This is a genomic window from Bradyrhizobium sp. SZCCHNS1050, assembly GCF_032484785.1.
Lineage (GTDB): Bacteria > Pseudomonadota > Alphaproteobacteria > Rhizobiales > Xanthobacteraceae > Bradyrhizobium.
This window is the reverse complement of sequence record NZ_JAUETR010000001.1, coordinates 5,135,262-5,154,303: the sequence shown is the minus strand read 5'-3', so window position 1 is coordinate 5,154,303 and position 19,042 is coordinate 5,135,262. Positions and strand designations below refer to the sequence as shown.

Here is a 19,042-nt window from a genome sequence, read left to right as displayed (position 1 = left end):
TGCGATGTTGAAGTGCCCAGACAACCGAGAGTGCACATTCTCGACGCGACCCGACGCTACGATCAGGCGGCGAACTTGGCGAGCCGGTTCATCTCCTGGGTGACGAGCTCACGATACGGGCCCTCGTCCTGCATCAGCCGGTCAGGCGCGCCGTCCTCGATGATCCTGCCCGATCTCAGCACCACCACGCGGTCAAAGTTCCGCAAGGTCGCAAGGCGATGCGCGATCGCGATGACGGTGCGGCCGCGCATCAGACGACTCAACGCCTCACGGATGGCCTCCTCGGACTCGCTGTCGAGCGCGGCGGTGGCCTCGTCGAGCAGAAGGATCGGCGCATCCTTGAGGAAGGCGCGCGCGATCGCGATGCGCTGGCGCTGCCCGCCCGACAGCTTGACGCCGCGATCCCCGACCATCGTCTGCAATCCTTCCGGCAGCGTCTCGACGAAGTCGCAGCGCGCCGCGATCGCCGCCCGCAACACCTCGTCGTCGGTCGCACTCGGACGTCCGTAGCGAATATTCTCCAGAATGGAGCGATGAAACAGCGAGATGTCCTGCGGAACCACCGAGATCGCCTCGCGCAGGCTCTGCTGGGTGACCTTGGCGATGTCCTGGCCGTCGATCCTGATGTGCCCGGCTTGCGGATCATAGAACCGTTGCAGCAGCGTGAACAGGCTCGACTTGCCGCCGCCGGACTGCCCAACCAGGCCCACGCGCTGGCCTGGCTGCAGGCGCAGCGTGAAATTCTCGAACAGCTTGTGACCGCCAGGATAGTGGAAGGTGATGTTGTCGAAGGCGATGGCCGCACCGCTCTTGACCAGCGGCTCGGCCTGCGGGTCATCGCGCAGCTCGTGCGGCTGCAGCAGGGTCGCGATCGCCTCGCTCATGCGCGCCACGTGCTGGGTGACATCGACCAGCGCCACCGCCAGATCCCGCGTCGCGTTGAGAATGCAGAGGCCGAGCGTGCAGACCAGCACGACGTCGCCGGTCGTCGCCCCGCCCCGCTGCCACAGCGAGATCGCCCACGCCATGAGCGCGATCGTCAGCACGATCGTCACCGTCGCGTGCAGAATGCGCAGCTTTTCGAGGTAGCGGAGACTGCGCCCGCGTGCCTCCAACTCCCTGTCGACCGTCGCGTCGAACCGGTCGTGCTCGTGGCGCAGGCCGCAGAACGCGCGCACCAGCGGCATGTTCGAGATCACGTCGACCATCTCGCCGTCGACCATGGCCGCCTTGTCGGCGAAATCGTCATGCAGCGGCTTGCCGGCGGCCGCCAGACGGAACATCGCCGCCACCATCATCGCCGCGATCAGCAGCAGGCCGATGGCCATCGGGCCGCTCACGGTTCCGATCAGGCAGATCGCCGCGACGGTGGCGAGGCATGGCGGCAAGACGTTCCAGACGAACATGTTCTCCACGGTGAACACGGCGTTCGACGTCGCCGTGATGCGGCTCGACAGCATGCCGGGCAAACGGTCGCCGAAATAGCTCGGCGAATGCCCGGTGAGATGACGGAAGATGTCGCGCCGGAGATCTCCGGTGACACGGACGAAGGTGAAGCTCGCGATCCAGCTGGCGACACGCCAAAGAATGTTGTCGGTCGCGATCAGCGCCATCAGCAGCACGAACGCGGCCCAGACGTTGCCGCCGCCCGCAGGCCCTGCCGAGAGGCTGTCGACGAGGGATTTCACGCCATATTGCGTGCCTACCGAACAGGCAACCGCACCGATGACGGCCATCAGAATCACGAGGTGGGCGGTGGGGCGCTTGCGCAGATAGCGCATCACGAAGGGAAAGGGGCGGTGCGCGTAGCCAGAAAGCTGATCCATGGTCTTCCCGTTGATGAGCGAGGTCGTGGCGACACCTGATGCGGCCAGATGAACGACGAACGGTTTCTCGGGTTCCGTGCGCCTTCGCGGCGCAAACCTGCCCTCCGACGATGCCGCGGCAGCAGCGTTGGAGAGCGGGGATGGCATCAATGAGACGGCACGGAACACGTTGTGTCGAAGAAAGAGTGATCGCGTGAATGGAACTTCGCACATGCGACAACGTTCCCGCTGTGGCAGTGCCGGTGCCATTGGGGATTCATCCATGATCGGTCACGAACAGGAGACGATGAGATGCGCATTGCGCAAATAGCTCCATTGACGGAGGCCGTGCCTCCGAAGCTCTACGGCGGCACTGAGCGGGTCGTCCATTGGTTGACCGAAGAACTCGTTGCCCTCGGACACGACGTCACCCTGTTCGCCAGCGGAGATTCTCAGACCTCGGCGAAGCTCTCTCCGACATGGCCAAAAGCTCTGCGCCTCGACGGCTCGGTGAGGGATCCGAACGCGCTGCACATGGTGATGCTCGAAAACGTGCGGCAGCAATGCGACGACGAACAGTTCGACATTCTGCACTTCCACCTCGACTACTACCCGTTCTCCCTGTTCCACCGGCAACCCACACCGTTCCTGACCACCTTGCACGGCAGGCTCGATCTTCCGGAGCACCAGCCGGTGTTCTCGGTCTTCAAGGATGTTCCCGTCGTTTCGATCTCGGACTCGCAGCGCCGGCCGGTTCCGAATGCGAACTGGGTGCGCACCGTGCTGCATGGACTGCCCGCAACGCTCCTGGTGCCCAGGCCGGTGACGCCGAGCTATCTCGCCGTGCTCGGACGCATCGCCCCGGAAAAGGGTGTCGACCGTGCCATCAAGATCGCGATGCGCTGCGGGATTCCGCTGAAGATCGCGGCCAAGATCGATCGCGCCGACCAAGACTATTATGAGCAGACGATCCGTCCCTTGATTCACGGCAATCCGCTCGTCGAGTTCATCGGCGAGATCAGCGATCACGAGAAGCCGGAGTTCCTGTCCGGCGCGCTCGGCCTGCTGTTGCCGATCGATTGGCCGGAGCCGTTCGGCCTGGTGATGATCGAATCGATGGCCTGCGGCACGCCCGTGATCGCCTACAACCGCGGCTCGGTTCCCGAAGTGATCGACGACGGTGTGACCGGCTTCATCGTCGAGGACGAGCTCAGCGCGGTAGCGGCCGTCAGTCGCCTGCCCGAGCTGAGCCGCGCCCGCGTGCGCGCGCAGTTCGAGCGACGCTTCACCGCGCGCCGGATGGCGCTCGACTATCTCGCGGCCTATCGCCGCCTGATCGACATCGCTGCGCCGCGCATCCGGCTGGTCAGCAGCGCCGAGTAGCATGAGGAGGCCGGGCAAGTTCGGCGAGCCCGGCCTCCGCCTCATCTCAGGTGACGGCAGCCCGCTTCGGCTCGACGATCTCGAACATGCGCGGGAACTCGTCCATCAGCGACATCAGCTCGGCCAGCCGCATCGGATTGCCCGCGAAGCTGATCTTCCCGGCCGCGACCGCTTCCGGAAAGCTCGTGGCCTTGGCAATGACCGCATCGAGCGTCGAACGCGCCAGCGTGAACCCCGCATCGGCGGTCGACGCCTGCACGCCGACCGCATAGGTCAGCGCACAATTCTGCAAGGTGAGCACGAAGCGCTCGCCGGTGTCGGTGAACGTCCAGTTCAGCACGATATGCTTGCCTTCCGCCTTGGGCCCGTTCAGCCTGACCCCGAGCACGTCCCATAGCTGCTCGGTGCGCAGCGCCGCCAGCGTCTCGCGCGGCAGGCCGGGCCGGGCCGGAACCTCCGGCATACCCTGGCGCAGCTCTTGCGCGCCGAACAGATAGGCATTGCGCCAGGTCGCGCTCTCGGCGGCATAGCCGAGCTGCTCCAGCGTGTCGGCCAGCAGCGCGCGCGCCTCGGCATTGTCTGGCTCGGCGAAGACGAGATGACCCACGACCTGCGCGACGAAGCGGTATTCGCCGTTGGCAAAGTCCGCGCGCGCCCGCGCCAGCAGCGCCTCTGTCCCGCCCATATAGGCGACGTATTTCCGGCCGGCCTCGACCGGCGGCAGCGGATCGAGATTGACGGGATTGGCATCATACCAGCCGAGATATTTCTGGTAGATCGCCTTCACGTTGTGGCGGATGTGGCCGTAATAGCCGCGCGCATGCCATGCCCCTTCGAGGCTCCGGGGCAGCCTGATCTGCTCGGCGATCTCACTTGCGGTCAGGCCATGATTCATCAGCCGCACGGTCTGGTCGTGGGCAAATTTGTAGAGATCGCGCTGTTCGCGGATCATGCCGTCGACACGGCTCGCGCCCCATATCGGCCAATGATGCTGGCCGCACATCACCTCCGCCTTGCCGCCCCACAGTTGCAGCGCCTCGCTGAGATATTTCGACCACGCCAGCGCGTCGCGCACGTCGGCGCCGCGAAACGGCAGCAGGTTGTGGAAGTTGTGCGTGCAGTTCTCGGCGAGGTTCAACAGGCGATAGCGCGGCACGAAGAAATGCATCTCCGCCGGCGCCTCGCTGTTCGGCGCCATCTGGAATTCGAAGGTGAGACCGTCGATGACCCGGGTGTCCCCGGTCGCCATGATCAGGTCGGTCGGCCGCAGCAGCGCAACGGCTCCCGCCGCCATGGTCTTGCCGAGCCCACAATCGACATGGCCCTTCGGCCCCTTCGCGAGCAGCGGCCCGAACTGATATTGCGCCCGGCGCAGCATCGCAGGGCCGGCGATGATGTTCTCGGAGACCGCATGCTCGATGAACAGGTTCGGCGCGATCAGCGGCACGCGGCCGCTGGCCATCGCGTCGTCGTCGACCACGCCGCGCGCGCCGCCCCAATGATCGGTGTGGGTATGCGTGAACATCACCGCCGTGACCGGCCTGACGCCGCGGTGCTGGTAGTACAGCTCCAATGCGGCCTGCGCGCCCTCGATCGAGGTCAGCGTGTCGACCACGATCACGCCGGTGTCCCCCTCGATCAGCGTCATGTTGGCGATGTCGAGCCCACGCACCTGGTAGACGCCGGGCACGACCTCGAACAGGCCGTGATGCATGTTGAGCTTCGCCTGCCGCCACAGGCTGGGATTGACGGTCGGCGGCGCCTGCTCCGCGTCAAGGAAGTGGTAAGGCGCGAGGCTCCAGACGGTGCGCCCCTGCGCCGTCGTCACCTTGGCCTGATCGATCGTGCCGAGAAAGCCGCGGGCGGCATCATCGAAATCGGCGGTGTCGCCGAACGGCAGCGCCTCCAGCACGGCCTGCTGCGCTGCGCTCACGGCCGCGCTGGCCTCCTTCGGATCCTTGGTGCCATCTCCGCTGACCGGCGCGCTCATGACTGTTTCCTCCGCAACGACGTTGGCACGATGCTAGTGCGCGGGATCGCGGAGCGCAAATCGCGGGCCGCAGAACAGCCCCTCAGAGCACGTGATCGACGGCCTCGTCGATGGCGGCATAGACCGTCTCGACATCCCCGGCGGTGACGCAGTAAGGCGGCATGACGTAGATGGTGTGGCCAAGCGGACGCAGCAGGACGTCGCTGTCGCGGAAGAAGGCCTGCAGCTTCGGGCCGACCTCGGCGAGGTAGCCCGGCTCGTCGGCATGGAGATCGAGCGCGGTGATGGTACCGCAGCGCCGCAGGTCGGAAAATCGCTCGTCGTAACGCAGGCGGTCGAGGCAGCGCTCCTGCGCGGCCGCGACGGCGGCGACCCGGGCCCGCGTCTGCGGCTGCCGCCACAGCTCGAGATTGGCGCTCGCTGCCGCGCAGGCGATGGGATTGGCGGTGTAGGAACTGGAGTGAAAGAACGTGCAGGCGCGGTCGGTCGAATAGTGCGCCTCGTAGATAGCGGGACTGCACAGCGTGACCGCAAGCGGCATCGCGCCTCCAGTCAGTCCTTTGGCGTAGCAGGCGATATCGGGGGCGATGTCCGCCTGCTCGCAGGCGAACAACGTGCCGGTGCGGCCCCAGCCGGTCATCACCTCGTCGGCGATGAACAGCACGCCGAACGCCTTGCAGATCCGGTGCATCTCGCGCAGCACCTCGGCCGGATACATCAGCATGCCGCCAGCGCCGAGCACCAGGGGCTCGACGATGAAGGCGGCCGGCCGGTCCTTCTCGCAAATTGTAGCGAGCGCATCCAGAGTCGCCTGTTCCCGGCCCTGCACTGGAAACGGGACGACGGCGACGTCGAACAGCAGCGGCTCATAGGCCGCATTGAACACGCCGCGCGCGCCGACCGACATCGCGCCGATGGTGTCGCCGTGATAGGAATGCTGCATCACCGCGATGCGCGAGCGCGGCTCGCCGATGTTCTTGAAGTAGCCGAGCGCCATCTTCAGCGCGACCTCCACGCTGGTGGCGCCGCTGTCAGAGAAGAACACGTGCGTGAGGCTCGGCGGCACCAGCGCGAGCAGCCCGGCGGCCACCTGCTCGGCCGGCTCGTGGCTATGTCCGGCGAAGATGACCTGATCCAGCCGCTCGGCCTGGTCCTGGATCGCGCGCACGATATGCGGATGGCAATGGCCGTGCGTGACCACCCACCACGACGCGATCGCGTCGATGATCCGCCTGCCGTCGGCGGTGAAGAGATAGGCGCCCTCGCCGCGCGCGACCGCCGTCATCTCGGGCTGGAGCGCATGCTGCGTGAAGGGATGCCAGATCGGCGAGGTTGCCTTGCGCATCATGGTTCGAAATCCGTGCGCTGGAATTGGGTGGCGAACACGTGCTGCAGCGATCGCGCCGTCAGCGGCGTGACCCAGGGCAACCGGCCAAGGCGCCTCACCTCGCCGAGCCGGCAGATCGTATCTTCGTTGTCGTCGTGGCCGTCGCCGATGAAGGCGATGCCGAACACGTCGATGCCGCGACTGCGCAGCGCCGCCAGCGACAGCAGCGAGTGATTGATCGTGCCGAGACTGGTGCGCGCGCAGAGCACGACCGGGAGCTGCCATCGCGCGAAGACATCGAGATAGAGCGTTCCGGAATCGAGCGGCACCATGACGCCGCCGGCTCCCTCGATCACGACAGGGCGGCCGACGACCTGCGGAGGACGGAGGCGGAGCGGATCGATGCTGATGCCTGCGAGGCGCGCCGCGCGATCCGGCGAGGCCGGCTCGGCCAGCCGATAGGCTTCGGGCAGCACGCGGTCGTCGGCGAGCTCGGCGAGCCGCTGGACGCAGCAGGAGTCCGTCTCCTCGGCAAGGCCGGCCTGGACCGGCTTCCAATAGCAGGCCCCGAGCAGCGCCGTGAGGCCGGCGGCGAACACCGTCTTGCCGATCCCGGTGTCGGTCCCGGTGACCACGATGCGCAGCGTCATGGCCGCGGCCTTCCGATCTCATCGGCGAGCGCGTCGAGCAGCGCCGCGATGGCCGGCTCGTCGATGTTCAAGGTCAGCGACAGCCTGAGCCGCGCCGTGCCCGGCGGCACCGTCGGCGGGCGGATGCCGCGGACGTCGAAGCCCCGCGCCTGCAGCGCGGCAGCCAGGTTCATCGCGCGCGCATTGTCGCCGACGACGCAGGGAATGATCTGCGACGGCGACCAGCTTTCACCGAAGCGCGCGGCGATCGCGCCATGGGCGAAGGCAACGAGCTGCTCCAGCCTCCGCTGCCGCTCCGGCTCTTCCCGCAGGATCGCAAGCGCCTCCATCACCGCCACCGCCATCAGCGGCGACGGCGCCGTGCTGAAGACGAAGGGTCGGCAGCGATTGATCAGCGTGTCGCGCAGCACGCGGCTTGCGGTGACCAGCGCACCGGCTGCGCCCAATGCCTTGCCGCAGGTGTGAACGGTCACGACGCTCTCGCGTCCCTCGTAGGCTGCGGCCAGACCGCGGCCCTGCGCGCCGTGGACCCCGGTCGCATGGGCCTCGTCGATCAGCAGAAAGGCATCGTGGCGCTCGGCGATCGCGATCAAATCCGCCAGCGGCGCGAGATCGCCATCCATGCTGTAGAGGCTTTCGACGACGATCCAGGGCCGGCCCACCCCGCCGCCCCTGCGCCAGATCAGGATCGCGTCCTCGGCCGACTGGGCGTTGTTGTGGATGAACTGGCACGTCTCGGCACGGCCGGCGCGCGCGCCTTCATGGGTGCTGGCATGAACCAGCGCATCGAGCACCAGCAGGTCGTCGCGCTGCGGCAGCGTGGTGAGCACGGCGAAGTTCGCCATGTAGCCGGAGCCGAAGAACAGCGCGCTCTCGGCACCGAAGAAGCGCGCCGCGTCCGCCTCGAGCCGTTCGTGCTCCTCGCAATTGCCACGCAGCAGGCGCGAGCCGCCGGCGCCGACCGGCGTGCCGGCCTCCATGGCCGCGGCGACCGCGCGCTTCATCCGCGGAGCCTGTGCGAGACCGAGATAGTCGTTGGAGGAGAAATCGAGACCGGCCCGTGGACTGAGGCGCCGCAACCGGTCATCGGCCGCGAGTCTCTGCAGACCGTCGGAATAGATCGCCAATCTGTCGGGCGGCATGGGCATGGCTCCGCTCTCTTTCGGTCAGCCGCGGACGTGGACCGGCACGACAAGGCAGTTCCGTGGGCGCCGTCGCGCCGAGATCGCGCTGAGGGTTGAATCAGGCCGGGGACGAAGCCTCCGCGCCCTCGCCGGCGGCGATCGGCGCGCCCGGGCGCGCCGACAGCGACGATGTCATGCCGAGCCGCGCGAGCAGATCGGCGTCGCGGTCGCGTTGCGGATTGGCCGTGGTCAGCAGCACGTCGCCGATGAAGATGGAATTGGCGCCAGCGAGCAGGCACAGGGTCTGCAGCTCGTCGCTCATATATTGCCGGCCCGCGGACAGCCGCACCACGCTGGCCGGCATCATGATCCTGGACACCGCGATCAATCGCACGAGCGCAATCGGATCGGGCCGCGCGGCCGTAGCGTTGACCGGCACGCCCTTGACCTCGTTCCACATGTTGATCGGCACGCTGTCGGGATGCTCAGCGAGATTGGCCAGCAGCACCAGCATGCCGAGCCGATCATCGACCTCCTCGCCCATGCCGATGATGCCGCCGCAGCACACCTTGATGCCGGCCTGCCGCACATGCGCGAGCGTGTCGATGCGGTCCTGCAGCGTGCGCGTGGTGATGATGCGGTCGTAGAATTCGGGCGAGGTGTCGACATTGTGGTTGTAGAAGTCGAGCCCGGCCTCCCTCAGCCGCTGTGCCTGCGGCGGGGTCAGCATGCCCAGCGTGACGCAGGTCTCCATGCCCAGATCCTTCACTGCGCTGACCATGTCGCAGACCTGATCGAGGTCGCGGTCCTTCGGACTGCGCCAGGCGGCGGCCATGCAGAAGCGCTCGGCCCCGGCGGCCTTCGCGCGCCGCGCGGTGGCGACCACCTCGTCGCGGTCCATCAGCTTGGTCGCCTTGAGCCCGGTGTCGTAATGCGCGCTCTGCGAGCAGTAGCCGCAATCCTCCGGGCAGCCGCCGGTCTTGATGCTGAGCAGGCTCGCCGTCTCGACGCGGGTGGGATCGAACTGCCGGCGATGCGCCGACTGCGCCAGGAACATCAGGTCCGGAAATGACAGGCGATAGAGCGCCTCGGCCTCGTCTCTGGTCCAGTCATGACGGATGGCATTGCCAACCGCCATTCGATCAGGGCCCGCGCCGCTTTGATCCGCCATGCTCGCTCCACGCCAAATTATAGATTATCATAGACATTATCTATGATTTCTCTGTATTCGAGCACCGTATCGGACGAGAGCTTCCGCTGCATCGGTTTTTTCGATAGATAATCTATGACTATGCCGGACGAGAATCTCACCACCGCTCAGCGGATCGCCGAAGCGATCACCGATCGCATCGTCAGCGGTGCGCTGCCGCCCGACGCGCCGTTGCGGCAGGACCACGTCGCGCGCGAGTTCAACTCCAGCCACGTGCCGGTGCGCGAGGCATTTCGGCAGCTCGAGGCGCTCTATCTGGTGGTCGCGGCGCCGCGACGCGGCGTGCGGGTGGCGCCGCTGGATGCGAAGTCGACCAGGGAGATCGTCGAGATGCGCACAGCGCTCGAGGTGATCGCGCTGCGCAATGCCGCGCCGCGATATACGCCGGCGCATCTCGCCGCGATCGAGCTGGCGCTGATCGAGGCCGATAATGCCGAGACCATCCAGGAGTTCGAGACCGCAAACCGCGCCTTTCATCGCGCGCTGGTCGCGCCCTGCGCGATGCCGCGGCTGCTGGCGAGCCTCGACGGACTACGCCTCGCGAATTCGCGCCTCGTGCTGGCGATGGCCCGCAATGCCGGCTGGCGTCCGCGCACCAACCAGGATCACCGGCTGATCCTGCAGGCCCTGCGCGCCCGCCAGATCGGCCACGCCTGCGAGCTCCTGACGCGGCACAACCAGACGATCGAGCGGCTGGCAAGGCCGGGCGTGTAGCCGGCTTCAACCCGTTCCTTGCGACCGGGCGCATACCGCCATGCGCCCGCGACGGCTGGGGCGCTCGCCTGCTCCCGTGTACATGCTGATCCGGACGCGCCCCGCGAACCGAAGGTCTCCAAAGGTCTCCATGTCCAACCGCCACCACGCTTCGAGGCTCGCCGGCGACGGCACCGCCGACGGCCTACCGCCGGGCCAGCGTCCCTGGGCGATCGCGGCGATCTTCACCGCGCTGTCGATGGCCTCGCTCGACGTCGCCATCGCCAACATCGCGCTGCCGTCGATCTCGGCCGATCTCCACGTCTCCCCGGCCGAGGTGGTCTGGGTGGTCAACATCTACCAGATCGCGCTGGTGGCGACCTTGCTGCCGCTCGGCGCGCTCGGCGAGATCGTCGGCCATCAGCGCATCTATCTCGGCGGCCTCCTGCTGTTCACGCTGGCCTCGGTCGGCTGCGCGCTGGCGTGGTCGCTGCCGACCCTGGTCGTTGCCCGCGCGTTGCAGGGCCTCGGCGCCAGCGGCATCATGAGCGTCAACACCGCGCTGGTGCGCTACGTCTATCCTGGAAAAATGCTCGGCCGCGGCCTCGGCCACAATGCGCTCGTGGTCGGCATCTCCTTCACCTTCGGCCCGACCATTGCGTCCGCCATTCTCTCGCTCGGCTCCTGGCCTTGGCTGTTTGCGATCAACCTCCCCTTCGGCCTGATCGCCATCGCGATCGGCATGAAGATGCTGCCGCGCACGCCGCGCGCCGAGCATGGCTTCGACTTTCTCGGCGCCGGGCTCGCTGCGCTCTGCCTCGGCCTGTTCATCACCGGCATCGGCAGCGCCGCGCATGGCGCGACGCCGGCCATGGTGGTGGCAGAGCTTGTCGGCGCGCTCGTGCTCGGCGTCATCCTGACCCGCCGCCAGGCCGATCACCCGGCGCCGATGCTGCCGATCGATCTGTTCCGCCGCGGGGTTTTCGCGCTGTCGGCGGCGACCGCGGTTTGCTCCTTCTCGGTGCAGGGCCTCGGCTTCGTGTCGCTGCCGTTCTATTTCGAGGACATTCTCCAGCGTTCGCAGGTCGAGACCGGGTTCTTCATGACACCCTGGCCGCTCGCGGTCACGATCATGGCCCCGATCGCCGGGCGGCTGTCGGACCGTTTTCCCGCCGGCCTGCTCGGCGGCATCGGCCTGGTGATGCTCGGATCCGGCATGGCGCTGCTCGCCATGCTGCCCGAGAACCCGAGCATCGCCAACATCGTCTGGCGCATGCTGATCTGCGGCATCGGGTTCGGCTTCTTCCAGGCGCCGAACATGAAGGCCATCATGTCAAGCGCCCCGCCCCATCGCAGCGGCGGCGCCAGCGGCATCGTCGCCACGGCCCGGTTGACCGGTCAGACCACCGGCGCGGCGCTGGCCGCCTTGTGCTTCAGCCTTGCGGGGCACGACGGAGCCACCCTTGCCTTGGCCCTCGGCGCAGGTTTCGCCGCGCTGGGCAGCGTGATGAGCTTTCTGCGGCTTGCCGTAGCTCCGCCGCGCGGCCCATGAGCCGAAGCAACTACAACCCCGGCTCATCACAAATCTTCCCGCGCGGCAAACGCATATTCTTGATTTGAAGGATGCAAACGTTCGCGCCACATTGCCGCCCTCTGTTCAACTGGCGAGTTGAACGAAAGGGATCTGCGATGGCAAACCTCACGATCAACGGACAATCCTATACTCTGGACGTCGAGCCCGACACGCCGCTGCTGTGGGCGATCCGCGAGAATGCCGGACTGACCGGCACCAAATATGGCTGCGGCATTGCACAATGCGGCGCCTGCACCGTGCATCTCGACGGCGCGGCCGTGCGCTCCTGTGGCGTCACCGTCTCCGAGGCCCAGGGCAAGCAGATCACCACCATCGAGGGGCTCGCGAGCGACAACGGGCTGCACAAGGTGCAGCAGGCCTGGGTGGAGAACGACGTTCCGCAATGCGGCTACTGCCAGAGCGGCATGATCATGGCCGTCGCGGCACTGCTCAAGGACAATCCGAAGCCGAGCGATCAGGACATCAACGACGCCATCACCAACATCTGCCGCTGTGGAACCTTCGCGCAGGTGCGCGAGGCGATCCACGCCGCGGCCAACGCCTGAGGAGGACGGCATGAACCAGCATGTGACGCCGCGCCTCGACCGCCGGTCCTTCGTCATCGGCACCGCCGCACTCGGCGGCGGCCTCGCCCTCGGCCTCGATATCCCCTTCGGCGGCCCGCAGGTGGTGCGCGCAGCCGATGGCTCACCCGAGGTCAATGCATGGGTCGTCGTCCGGCCCGACGACACCGTGGTGATCCGCATCGCCCGCTCGGAAATGGGCCAGGGCTCGCTGACCGGGCTCGCCCAGCTCGTCGCGGAGGAGCTTGCCTGCGACTGGAGCAAGGTCACGACCGAATATCCGACGCCCGGCCAGAACGTCGCCCGCAAGCGCGTGTGGGGCGATTTCTCCACCGGCGGCAGCCGCGGCATCCGCTCGTCGCAGGACTACGTCCGCAAGGGCGGTGCCGCCGCGCGCATGATGCTGATCCAGGCGGCCGCCGACGAATGGAAGGTTCCGGCGGCCGAATGCACCGCCGCCAACAGCGTCATCACCCACAAGGCGTCGGGCCGCACGACGACCTACGGCAAGGTGGCGGAAGCCGCCGCGAAGCTGACGCCGCCTGCCGACGTCAAGCTGAAGGATCCGAAGGACTGGACCCTGATCGGCAAGGGCGTGAGACGGCTCGACACCGCCGACAAGGTCACCGGCGCGATGATCTACGGCGCCGACATGAAGCTGCCGAACATGCTCAACGCCGCGATCAAGGACTGTCCGGTCACCGGCGGCAAGCTGAAGAGCTATGACGAGGCCAAGATCGCCGGCATGAAGGGCGTCAAGAAGGTGGTCGCGATCGATGGCACCGCCGTGGCCGTGGTCGCCGACACCTGGTGGCACGCGAAGACGGCGCTCGATGCGCTGCCGATCGTGTGGGACGAAGGCGAGAACGCCAAGGTCTCCTCGGCCTCGATCGCCAAATGGCTCGCGGAAGGATTGGAGTCCGGCCCCGCCTTTGTCGGCAACGAGAACGGCGACGCCAAGGCGGCGCTGGCGAGCGCCGTCAGGAAGGTCGAGGCCGTCTACAACTATCCCTATCAGAACCACGCCACGATGGAGCCGATGAACGCCACGGCGCTCTACACGCCCGAGCGATGCGAGGTGTGGTGCGGCACGCAGAACGGCGAGGCGGCGTTCGCCGCGGTTCTGGAAGCCTCAGGGCTGCCCGCCGACAAATGCGAGGTGCACAAGCTGATCCTCGGCGGCGGCTTCGGCCGGCGCGGCCAGACCGACTATGTCCGCCAGGCGGTGAAGATCGCCAAGGAGATGCCGGGCACGCCGATCAAGCTGTTGTGGTCGCGCGAGGAGGACATGACCCATGGCCGCTATCACCCGATCACGCAGTGCAAGCTGACCGGCGGCTTCGACGCCGACAACAATCTGACGGCACTGCACATGCGCATCTCCGGCCAGTCGATCCTGTTCAGCCTGCGGCCCGACGCGCTGGTCAACGGCAAGGACCCCGCGACCTTCCAGGGGCTCGCACCATCGGGCGAAGCCACGATCGGCTACTCCGTGCCGAATTTGCTGATCGAACACGCGATGCGCAACCCGCACATCAATCCGGGCTTCTGGCGCGGCGTCAACGTGAACCAGAACGCGATCTATCTCGAATGCTTCATGGACGAGCTCGCCGATGCGGCCGGCCAGGATCCGCTGGACTTCCGCCGCAAGCTGATGGCCGATCATCCCAAGCATCTCGCGGTGCTCAACGCTGTCGCGGAGAAGATCGGCTGGGGCACGCCGGCGCCGGACGGCGTGTCCCGTGGCCTCGCTCAACTGCACGGCTATGGCAGCTACGTCGCGGGTGCTGCCGAGATCTCGGTGATCGACGGCAGAAAGATCAAGATCCACCGCATCGTCGCCTCGACCGATCCCGGCTACGTCGTCAACCCGGCGCAGGTGGAGCGGCAGATCGCCGGCTCGTTCGTCTACGGCCTCTCGGCGCTGTTCTACGGCGGCTGCACCGTGAAGGACGGACGGATCGTCGAGACCAACTTCGACAGCTACAACTCGATGCGCATCGCCGAGATGCCGAAGGTGGAAGCGATCATGATCCCGAGCGGCGGCTTCTGGGGCGGCGTCGGCGAGCCGACCATCGGCGTCGCCGCACCCGCCGTGCTGAATGCGTATTTTGCCGCCACCGGGAAGCGCATCCGCTCGTTGCCACTGCGCGACCAGAACATCACCTTCGCATGACCCGCGTGGCGGCGGCCGTTGGGACCAATGGCCGCCGCCGTGCTATTGCAATGATGATGACGATGTCCCGGCAGCGCACGCGCAGAGAGGTCGGCGGCCTGATCGCGGCGTCAGTTGCCATGATCGCCGCCCCTGCCGTGCTGCGCGCACAAGCGATGGCGCGCGTCGTCGTGATCGGCGGCGGCTTCGGCGGCGCCAGTTGCGCCCGCGCGCTGCGCCAAGCCGATGGCAAGCTCGACGTCACCCTGGTCGAGGCCAACACGACCTTCACGGCGTGTCCGCTCAGCAACGAGGTCATCGCTAGCCTGCGCGATATCAGTGCCCAGCAGTTCGGCTATGACAAGATCGCAGCCGAAGGCGTGAGCATTGTGCTGCGGGCGGCCACGGCGGTCGATGCGCCCGCCCACAAGGTCACGTTCGCCGACGGCAGCGCGCTGGCCTATGACCGCCTCGTGCTGGCGCCCGGCATCGACCTCGATTTCACGGCCCTGCAAGGCTACGACGAGGCCGCCTCCGCGGTCATGCCGCACGCCTACAAGGCCGGCGAGCAGACGCTGCTGCTGCGGACGCAGATCGAGGCGATGCCGGATGGCGGCACCGTCGCGATCGCCGTCCCGGCCAATCCGTCGCGCTGTCCGCCCGCGCCTTACGAACGCGCCAGCCTGATCGCGCATTATCTCAAGGCGCACAAGCCGAAGTCGAAGGTGCTGATCCTCGATGCCAAGGACAGCTTCTCGCAGCAGAAGCTGTTCGAGCAGGCGTGGCAGCAGCTCTACCCCGGCATGATCGAGCGCATTCCGCTGTCGCAGGGCGGCCGCGTCACCGGCGTCGAGATCGCCACGCGTACCGTCGTCACCGAGTTCGGCAATTACAATCCCGATGTGACCAACATCATCCCGCCGCAGAAGGCCGGCCGCATTGCCGCCCTCGCCGGCGCGGCCGACCGCACCGGCTGGTGCCCGATCGATGCCGCGACCTTCGCCTCGAAGCTCGTCCCCGACGTCCATGTCATCGGCGACGCCTGTCTCGGCGGCGGCATCCCGAAATCGGCCGGCGCCGCCCAGGCGCAGGGCAAGGCGTGCGCGGCCGTGATCGTGCGCGATCTGACGGGACGGCGGTCGGAGCCGCCGACGCTGACCGGCATCTGTTACAGCATCGTCGCGCCGGACGACGCGTTCTCGCTCGCCGGCATCTACCAGCCCAAGGGAGACATCTTCGCCGAGATCGAGGGCGGACGGGCCAGCCCGGTCGACGCATCGCGCGAGACGCGCGCGCGTGAGGCCGCCGCGGCGACGGCCTGGTTCAAGGCGCTGACCCACGATGCCTTCGGCTAGCCTTGTCATCGCCGCGCTCGTGGCCGCCCTGCCCGCCGCTGTCGCGGCGCAGACACTCGCGCCCGCTACGATCACCGGCGACGGCATCGCCTCGTCCCTCACCGGACGGCCCGGCGACGCCACCCGCGGCCGCGCACTCGTCGTCGCGCGCAGCTCGACCTGCATCCTCTGTCACTCCGGCCCGTTTCCGGAAGCGCACTTCCAGGGCGATCTCGCACCCAGCCTTGCCGGGGCCGGCAGCCGTTCGACGATCCCGCAGCTCCGCTTGCGGCTGGTCGATGCCTCCAGGCTCAATCCGGAAACGATCATGCCGTCCTATTATCGCATTGACGGGCTGACGCGCGTCGGTTCCGCCTGGCGCGGCAAGCCGATCCTGTCGGCAGAGCAGATCGAAGACATCGTCGCCTATCTCGCGACCTTGCGCGAGTGAGCCCATATGACCGGCATGTTCGAACCGTCCCACATGTCCCGCCGCCACCTGCTGCAACTGGCGGGAACGCTGACCGCCGCGGGCGCACTGCCGCTGATCACGGTCCGGCCTGCGCAGGCGACCCCGGCGATGCTGGCGTCCGCGATCCGCAACCTCGTCGGCGAGGCAAAGGTGAACGCCGGCAAGATCCGACTCGACATCCCGCCGCTGGTCGAGAACGGCAACACCGTGCCGATGACCGTCAGCGTCGATCACCCGATGACGCCTGACGATTTCGTCAAGAGCATCCACGTCTTCAACGAGAAGAACCCGCAGCCCAACGTCGCCAGCTTTCACCTGACAGCCAGCGCCGGCCGCGCCCAGGTCACGACGCGCATCCGGCTCGCCGACACCCAGAAGGTCGTGGCGATCGCAAAGCTCTCCGACGGCTCGTTCTGGTCGGCGAGCGTCGACGTCATCGTGACCTTGGCCGCCTGCACCGAGGAGATGCCGTGATGCCTGCCGCCCTCGTCAACGTTCCCGCCAAGGCCAAGCGCGGCGCCGTCATCGAGATCAAGACACTGATGAGCCACGTCATGGAGCCGGGCTATCGCCATACGGCCGCAGGCGAAGCCATCCCGCGCGACATCATCACCAGCTTCACCTGCCGCTTCAACGGCACCGAGATCTTTCGCGCCGACCTCTATCCGGCCATCGCCGCCAATCCGTTCCTGTCGTTCTTCACCACGGCTACCGAGAGCGGCCGCTTCGAGTTCGAATGGATCGGCGACAACGGGTTCGTCGCCACCACCGCCGCCGCGATCACGATCGAATGATGCGGTCTGCGTTTCTCACTGTCGTCACGGCAATCGTCGTGACCTTGCCCGTGCTTGCCGGCGAGATCGCAGAGTCCGAGCGCCGCTCCGGCTATGACTTCATGTCGTCGGACACCAGGGCGATGCAGGACGACGACACCGCCAATCCGGCGATGCTGTCGGTGCTCGACGGTGAGGCGCTGTGGACGACGAAGGCAGGCACGGCCAACAAGGCGTGCGGCGATTGTCATGGCCCGGTCGATGTCAGCATGAAGGGCGTCGCCGCGCGCTATCCCGCCTTCAATGCCACCAGCGGTGCGCCGGTCGATCTCGGCCAGCGCGTCAATCTCTGCCGCAAACAGCATCAGGAGGCAGCGCCGTTCGCAGCAGAGAGCCGCGAGCTGCTGGCACTGACGGCGCTGATCGCGAAGCAATCGCGCGGGATGCCGATCACCGCTGGCGACGATCCGCGGCTCAAGCCCTTCATCGCGCGCGGTCGCGAGCTGTTTTTTCAGCGGCAGGGCCAGCTCAATCTCGCCTGCACCAATTGTCACGATGACAATTGGAGCAAGCATCTCGCCGGCTCCGCGATCACGCAGGGACAGCCGACGGGCTATCCGATCTACCGGCTGGAATGGCAAGGCATGGGCTCGCTGCAGCGCCGCCTGCGCGGCTGCATGACCGGGGTGCGCGCCCAGGCCTACGATTTCGACGCCCCCGACATGATCGCGCTGGAGCTGTATCTGATGTCCCGGGCGCAAGGGATGCCGGTGGAGGCGCCGGCGGTGCGGCCGTGAGCGGGCAAGGTCTCGCGAGCTATCAGGCAAGTCGTTCGAGCTTGCAGAACGCCGCTTACGAACGAGCCGTGCCATGGGTTACGCGTCGTGGCCGGCCATGACGGCATGGAGACCCCCGGCGACCCAATATGCTCAAGATCCTGCCTTCCGTCCCTTTCTCACCCCTGCCGCCGTCGGATCGATCGCGGCGAGAGGTCCGTCCGAGGCCTGCTTCATCAGGGGATCGGCGGCGATGAAGTCGATGAAGGTACGGACCTTGGCGGAGAGATATTTTCGGCTGGGATAGACCGCCATCAGCGGCGCTTTGATCGTCAGCATCTCCGGCAGCACCGTCTCGAGCCGGCCGCTGGCGAGGTCGTCGGCCATCAGCCAGCGCGGCAGCACCGCCATGCCCATGCCGGCGACAGCGGCGTGATGCAGGAGCGTCTCGTTGCCGCTGATCAGCACCTCGTTGAAGTTGACCGTCACCTCGCCCTCTCCGGTCGGCAGGATCATGGCCCGCAGCGGGTACAACGCGTATTTCAGCATTGCATGGCCATTGAGATCGGCCACCGCCTTCGGCCGCCCGGCGGCGGCGAGATAGCTCGGCGCGGCGACGAGCTGCATCAGCACCGGCGACAGCGGCCGCGCGATCAGCCCATCGCCGGGCGTGGCCGAGACGCGCAGCGCCAGATCAAACCCCTCGTCGACGAGATTGACCAGGCGTCCGCTGAGATCGAGATCGATCACCACGTCCGGATAGCGCGCGCGGTACGCTGCGAGCGTGCCGGCAAACAGCGGATTGGCGAACCATACCGGCGCGCTGACCTTTAGGGTGCCGCGCGGGATCACGGTCGCCTTGCTGACGACGGCCTCGACCTCGTCGAGAGACTCCAGCATCGGCCGCACCTGGTCGAAATAGACTTGGCCGGCCTCGGTCAGGCCGACACGCCGGCTGGTGCGGTTGAGCAGCCGGGTCGAGAGCCGCTGCTCCAGCTGCATGACATGCTTGGAGGCCATCGCCGGCGAAAGCCCCAGGCGATCGGCGGCGGCCGCGAAGCTCTTGAGCTCCGCGACCTGGCAGAACACCCGAATACTGACCAACGTATCCACTTATCATCAACCAATAGAAAATGATGACTTAACGAAAAGCATAATGATCAAACCAGAAGAAATTATCAATGTCGGGCACG

17 protein-coding genes are annotated in these 19,042 nt (G+C 66.9%); 10 read left to right on the top strand and 7 right to left on the bottom strand.

Features of this window, described 5'->3' with window-relative positions:
* Window positions 1-62: 62 nt before the first annotated feature.
* Window positions 63-1,826, bottom strand: a complete 1,764-nt coding sequence (locus QX094_RS23320; RefSeq protein ID WP_316164324.1) for an ABC transporter ATP-binding protein — start codon at window positions 1,824-1,826, stop codon at window positions 63-65.
* Window positions 1,827-2,117: 291 nt separating this feature from the next.
* Between QX094_RS23320 and QX094_RS23315 the strand changes: the two genes are divergently transcribed.
* Complete coding sequence (locus tag QX094_RS23315; protein WP_315715691.1) at window positions 2,118-3,188, top strand: glycosyltransferase family 4 protein; 1,071 nt, start codon at window positions 2,118-2,120, stop codon at window positions 3,186-3,188.
* Window positions 3,189-3,234: 46 nt separating this feature from the next.
* Here the strand turns inward: QX094_RS23315 and QX094_RS23310 are convergent, their stop codons facing one another.
* From QX094_RS23310 to bioB, 5 genes are all read right to left on the bottom strand, one after another.
* A complete protein-coding gene (locus QX094_RS23310; RefSeq protein WP_315715690.1) occupies window positions 3,235-5,178 on the bottom strand; it encodes an alkyl/aryl-sulfatase in 1,944 nt (647 codons plus the stop codon).
* An 82-nt stretch (window positions 5,179-5,260) separates the two neighbouring features.
* Window positions 5,261-6,526: an adenosylmethionine--8-amino-7-oxononanoate transaminase gene (locus QX094_RS23305; protein WP_315715688.1), complete on the bottom strand. Its 1,266-nt coding sequence runs from the start codon at window positions 6,524-6,526 to the stop codon at window positions 5,261-5,263.
* Window positions 6,523-7,155: a dethiobiotin synthase gene (gene bioD / locus QX094_RS23300; protein WP_315715687.1), complete on the bottom strand. Its 633-nt coding sequence runs from the start codon at window positions 7,153-7,155 to the stop codon at window positions 6,523-6,525. Before bioD ends, QX094_RS23305 begins: the two co-directional genes overlap by 4 nt.
* A complete protein-coding gene (locus QX094_RS23295; protein WP_315715815.1) occupies window positions 7,152-8,297 on the bottom strand; it encodes an 8-amino-7-oxononanoate synthase in 1,146 nt (381 codons plus the stop codon). The genes bioD and QX094_RS23295 overlap by 4 nt, the downstream gene beginning before the upstream one ends.
* Window positions 8,298-8,397: 100 nt before the next feature.
* The gene (gene bioB / locus QX094_RS23290) at window positions 8,398-9,450 is read right to left on the bottom strand and encodes a biotin synthase BioB (RefSeq protein ID WP_409977927.1); all 1,053 of its coding nucleotides are present in this window, start codon (window positions 9,448-9,450) and stop codon (window positions 8,398-8,400) included.
* Window positions 9,451-9,570: 120 nt separating this feature from the next.
* Between bioB and QX094_RS23285 the strand changes: the two genes are divergently transcribed.
* The 9 genes from QX094_RS23285 to soxA all read left to right on the top strand — a co-directional run bounded on the left by QX094_RS23285 (window position 9,571) and on the right by soxA (window position 17,870).
* Window positions 9,571-10,203 (top strand): GntR family transcriptional regulator, encoded by a 633-nt coding sequence (locus tag QX094_RS23285; RefSeq protein WP_315715813.1) that lies wholly within the window; start codon window positions 9,571-9,573, stop codon window positions 10,201-10,203.
* Between the two features lie 130 nt (window positions 10,204-10,333).
* On the top strand, window positions 10,334-11,734 hold the full coding sequence (locus tag QX094_RS23280; protein ID WP_315715686.1) for an MFS transporter: 1,401 nt from the start codon (window positions 10,334-10,336) through the stop codon (window positions 11,732-11,734).
* Window positions 11,735-11,871: 137 nt separating this feature from the next.
* Entirely contained in the window at window positions 11,872-12,321 is a 450-nt protein-coding gene (locus tag QX094_RS23275; RefSeq protein WP_315715685.1) for a (2Fe-2S)-binding protein, read from the top strand.
* A 10-nt stretch (window positions 12,322-12,331) separates the two neighbouring features.
* The gene (locus QX094_RS23270) at window positions 12,332-14,515 is read left to right on the top strand and encodes a xanthine dehydrogenase family protein molybdopterin-binding subunit (RefSeq protein WP_315715684.1); all 2,184 of its coding nucleotides are present in this window, start codon (window positions 12,332-12,334) and stop codon (window positions 14,513-14,515) included.
* A 56-nt stretch (window positions 14,516-14,571) separates the two neighbouring features.
* Window positions 14,572-15,849 carry an NAD(P)/FAD-dependent oxidoreductase gene (locus tag QX094_RS23265; protein ID WP_315715812.1) on the top strand — a complete coding sequence of 426 codons (1,278 nt, stop codon included), beginning with the start codon at window positions 14,572-14,574 and terminating at the stop codon, window positions 15,847-15,849.
* Window positions 15,836-16,279 carry a sulfur oxidation c-type cytochrome SoxX gene (gene soxX / locus QX094_RS23260; protein ID WP_315715683.1) on the top strand — a complete coding sequence of 148 codons (444 nt, stop codon included), beginning with the start codon at window positions 15,836-15,838 and terminating at the stop codon, window positions 16,277-16,279. The genes QX094_RS23265 and soxX overlap by 14 nt, the downstream gene beginning before the upstream one ends.
* Window positions 16,280-16,285: 6 nt before the next feature.
* Window positions 16,286-16,774, top strand: a complete 489-nt coding sequence (locus QX094_RS23255; protein WP_315715682.1) for a SoxY-related AACIE arm protein — start codon at window positions 16,286-16,288, stop codon at window positions 16,772-16,774.
* Complete coding sequence (soxZ, locus tag QX094_RS23250; protein WP_315715681.1) at window positions 16,774-17,094, top strand: thiosulfate oxidation carrier complex protein SoxZ; 321 nt, start codon at window positions 16,774-16,776, stop codon at window positions 17,092-17,094. Before QX094_RS23255 ends, soxZ begins: the two co-directional genes overlap by 1 nt.
* Window positions 17,094-17,870 (top strand): sulfur oxidation c-type cytochrome SoxA, encoded by a 777-nt coding sequence (soxA, locus tag QX094_RS23245; protein ID WP_409977928.1) that lies wholly within the window; start codon window positions 17,094-17,096, stop codon window positions 17,868-17,870. The genes soxZ and soxA overlap by 1 nt, the downstream gene beginning before the upstream one ends.
* Window positions 17,871-18,002: 132 nt before the next feature.
* Here the strand turns inward: soxA and QX094_RS23240 are convergent, their stop codons facing one another.
* Window positions 18,003-18,962, bottom strand: coding sequence for a LysR family transcriptional regulator (locus tag QX094_RS23240; protein WP_316174693.1), 960 nt, complete (start codon window positions 18,960-18,962; stop codon window positions 18,003-18,005).
* Between the last annotated feature and the right edge of the window lie 80 nt (window positions 18,963-19,042).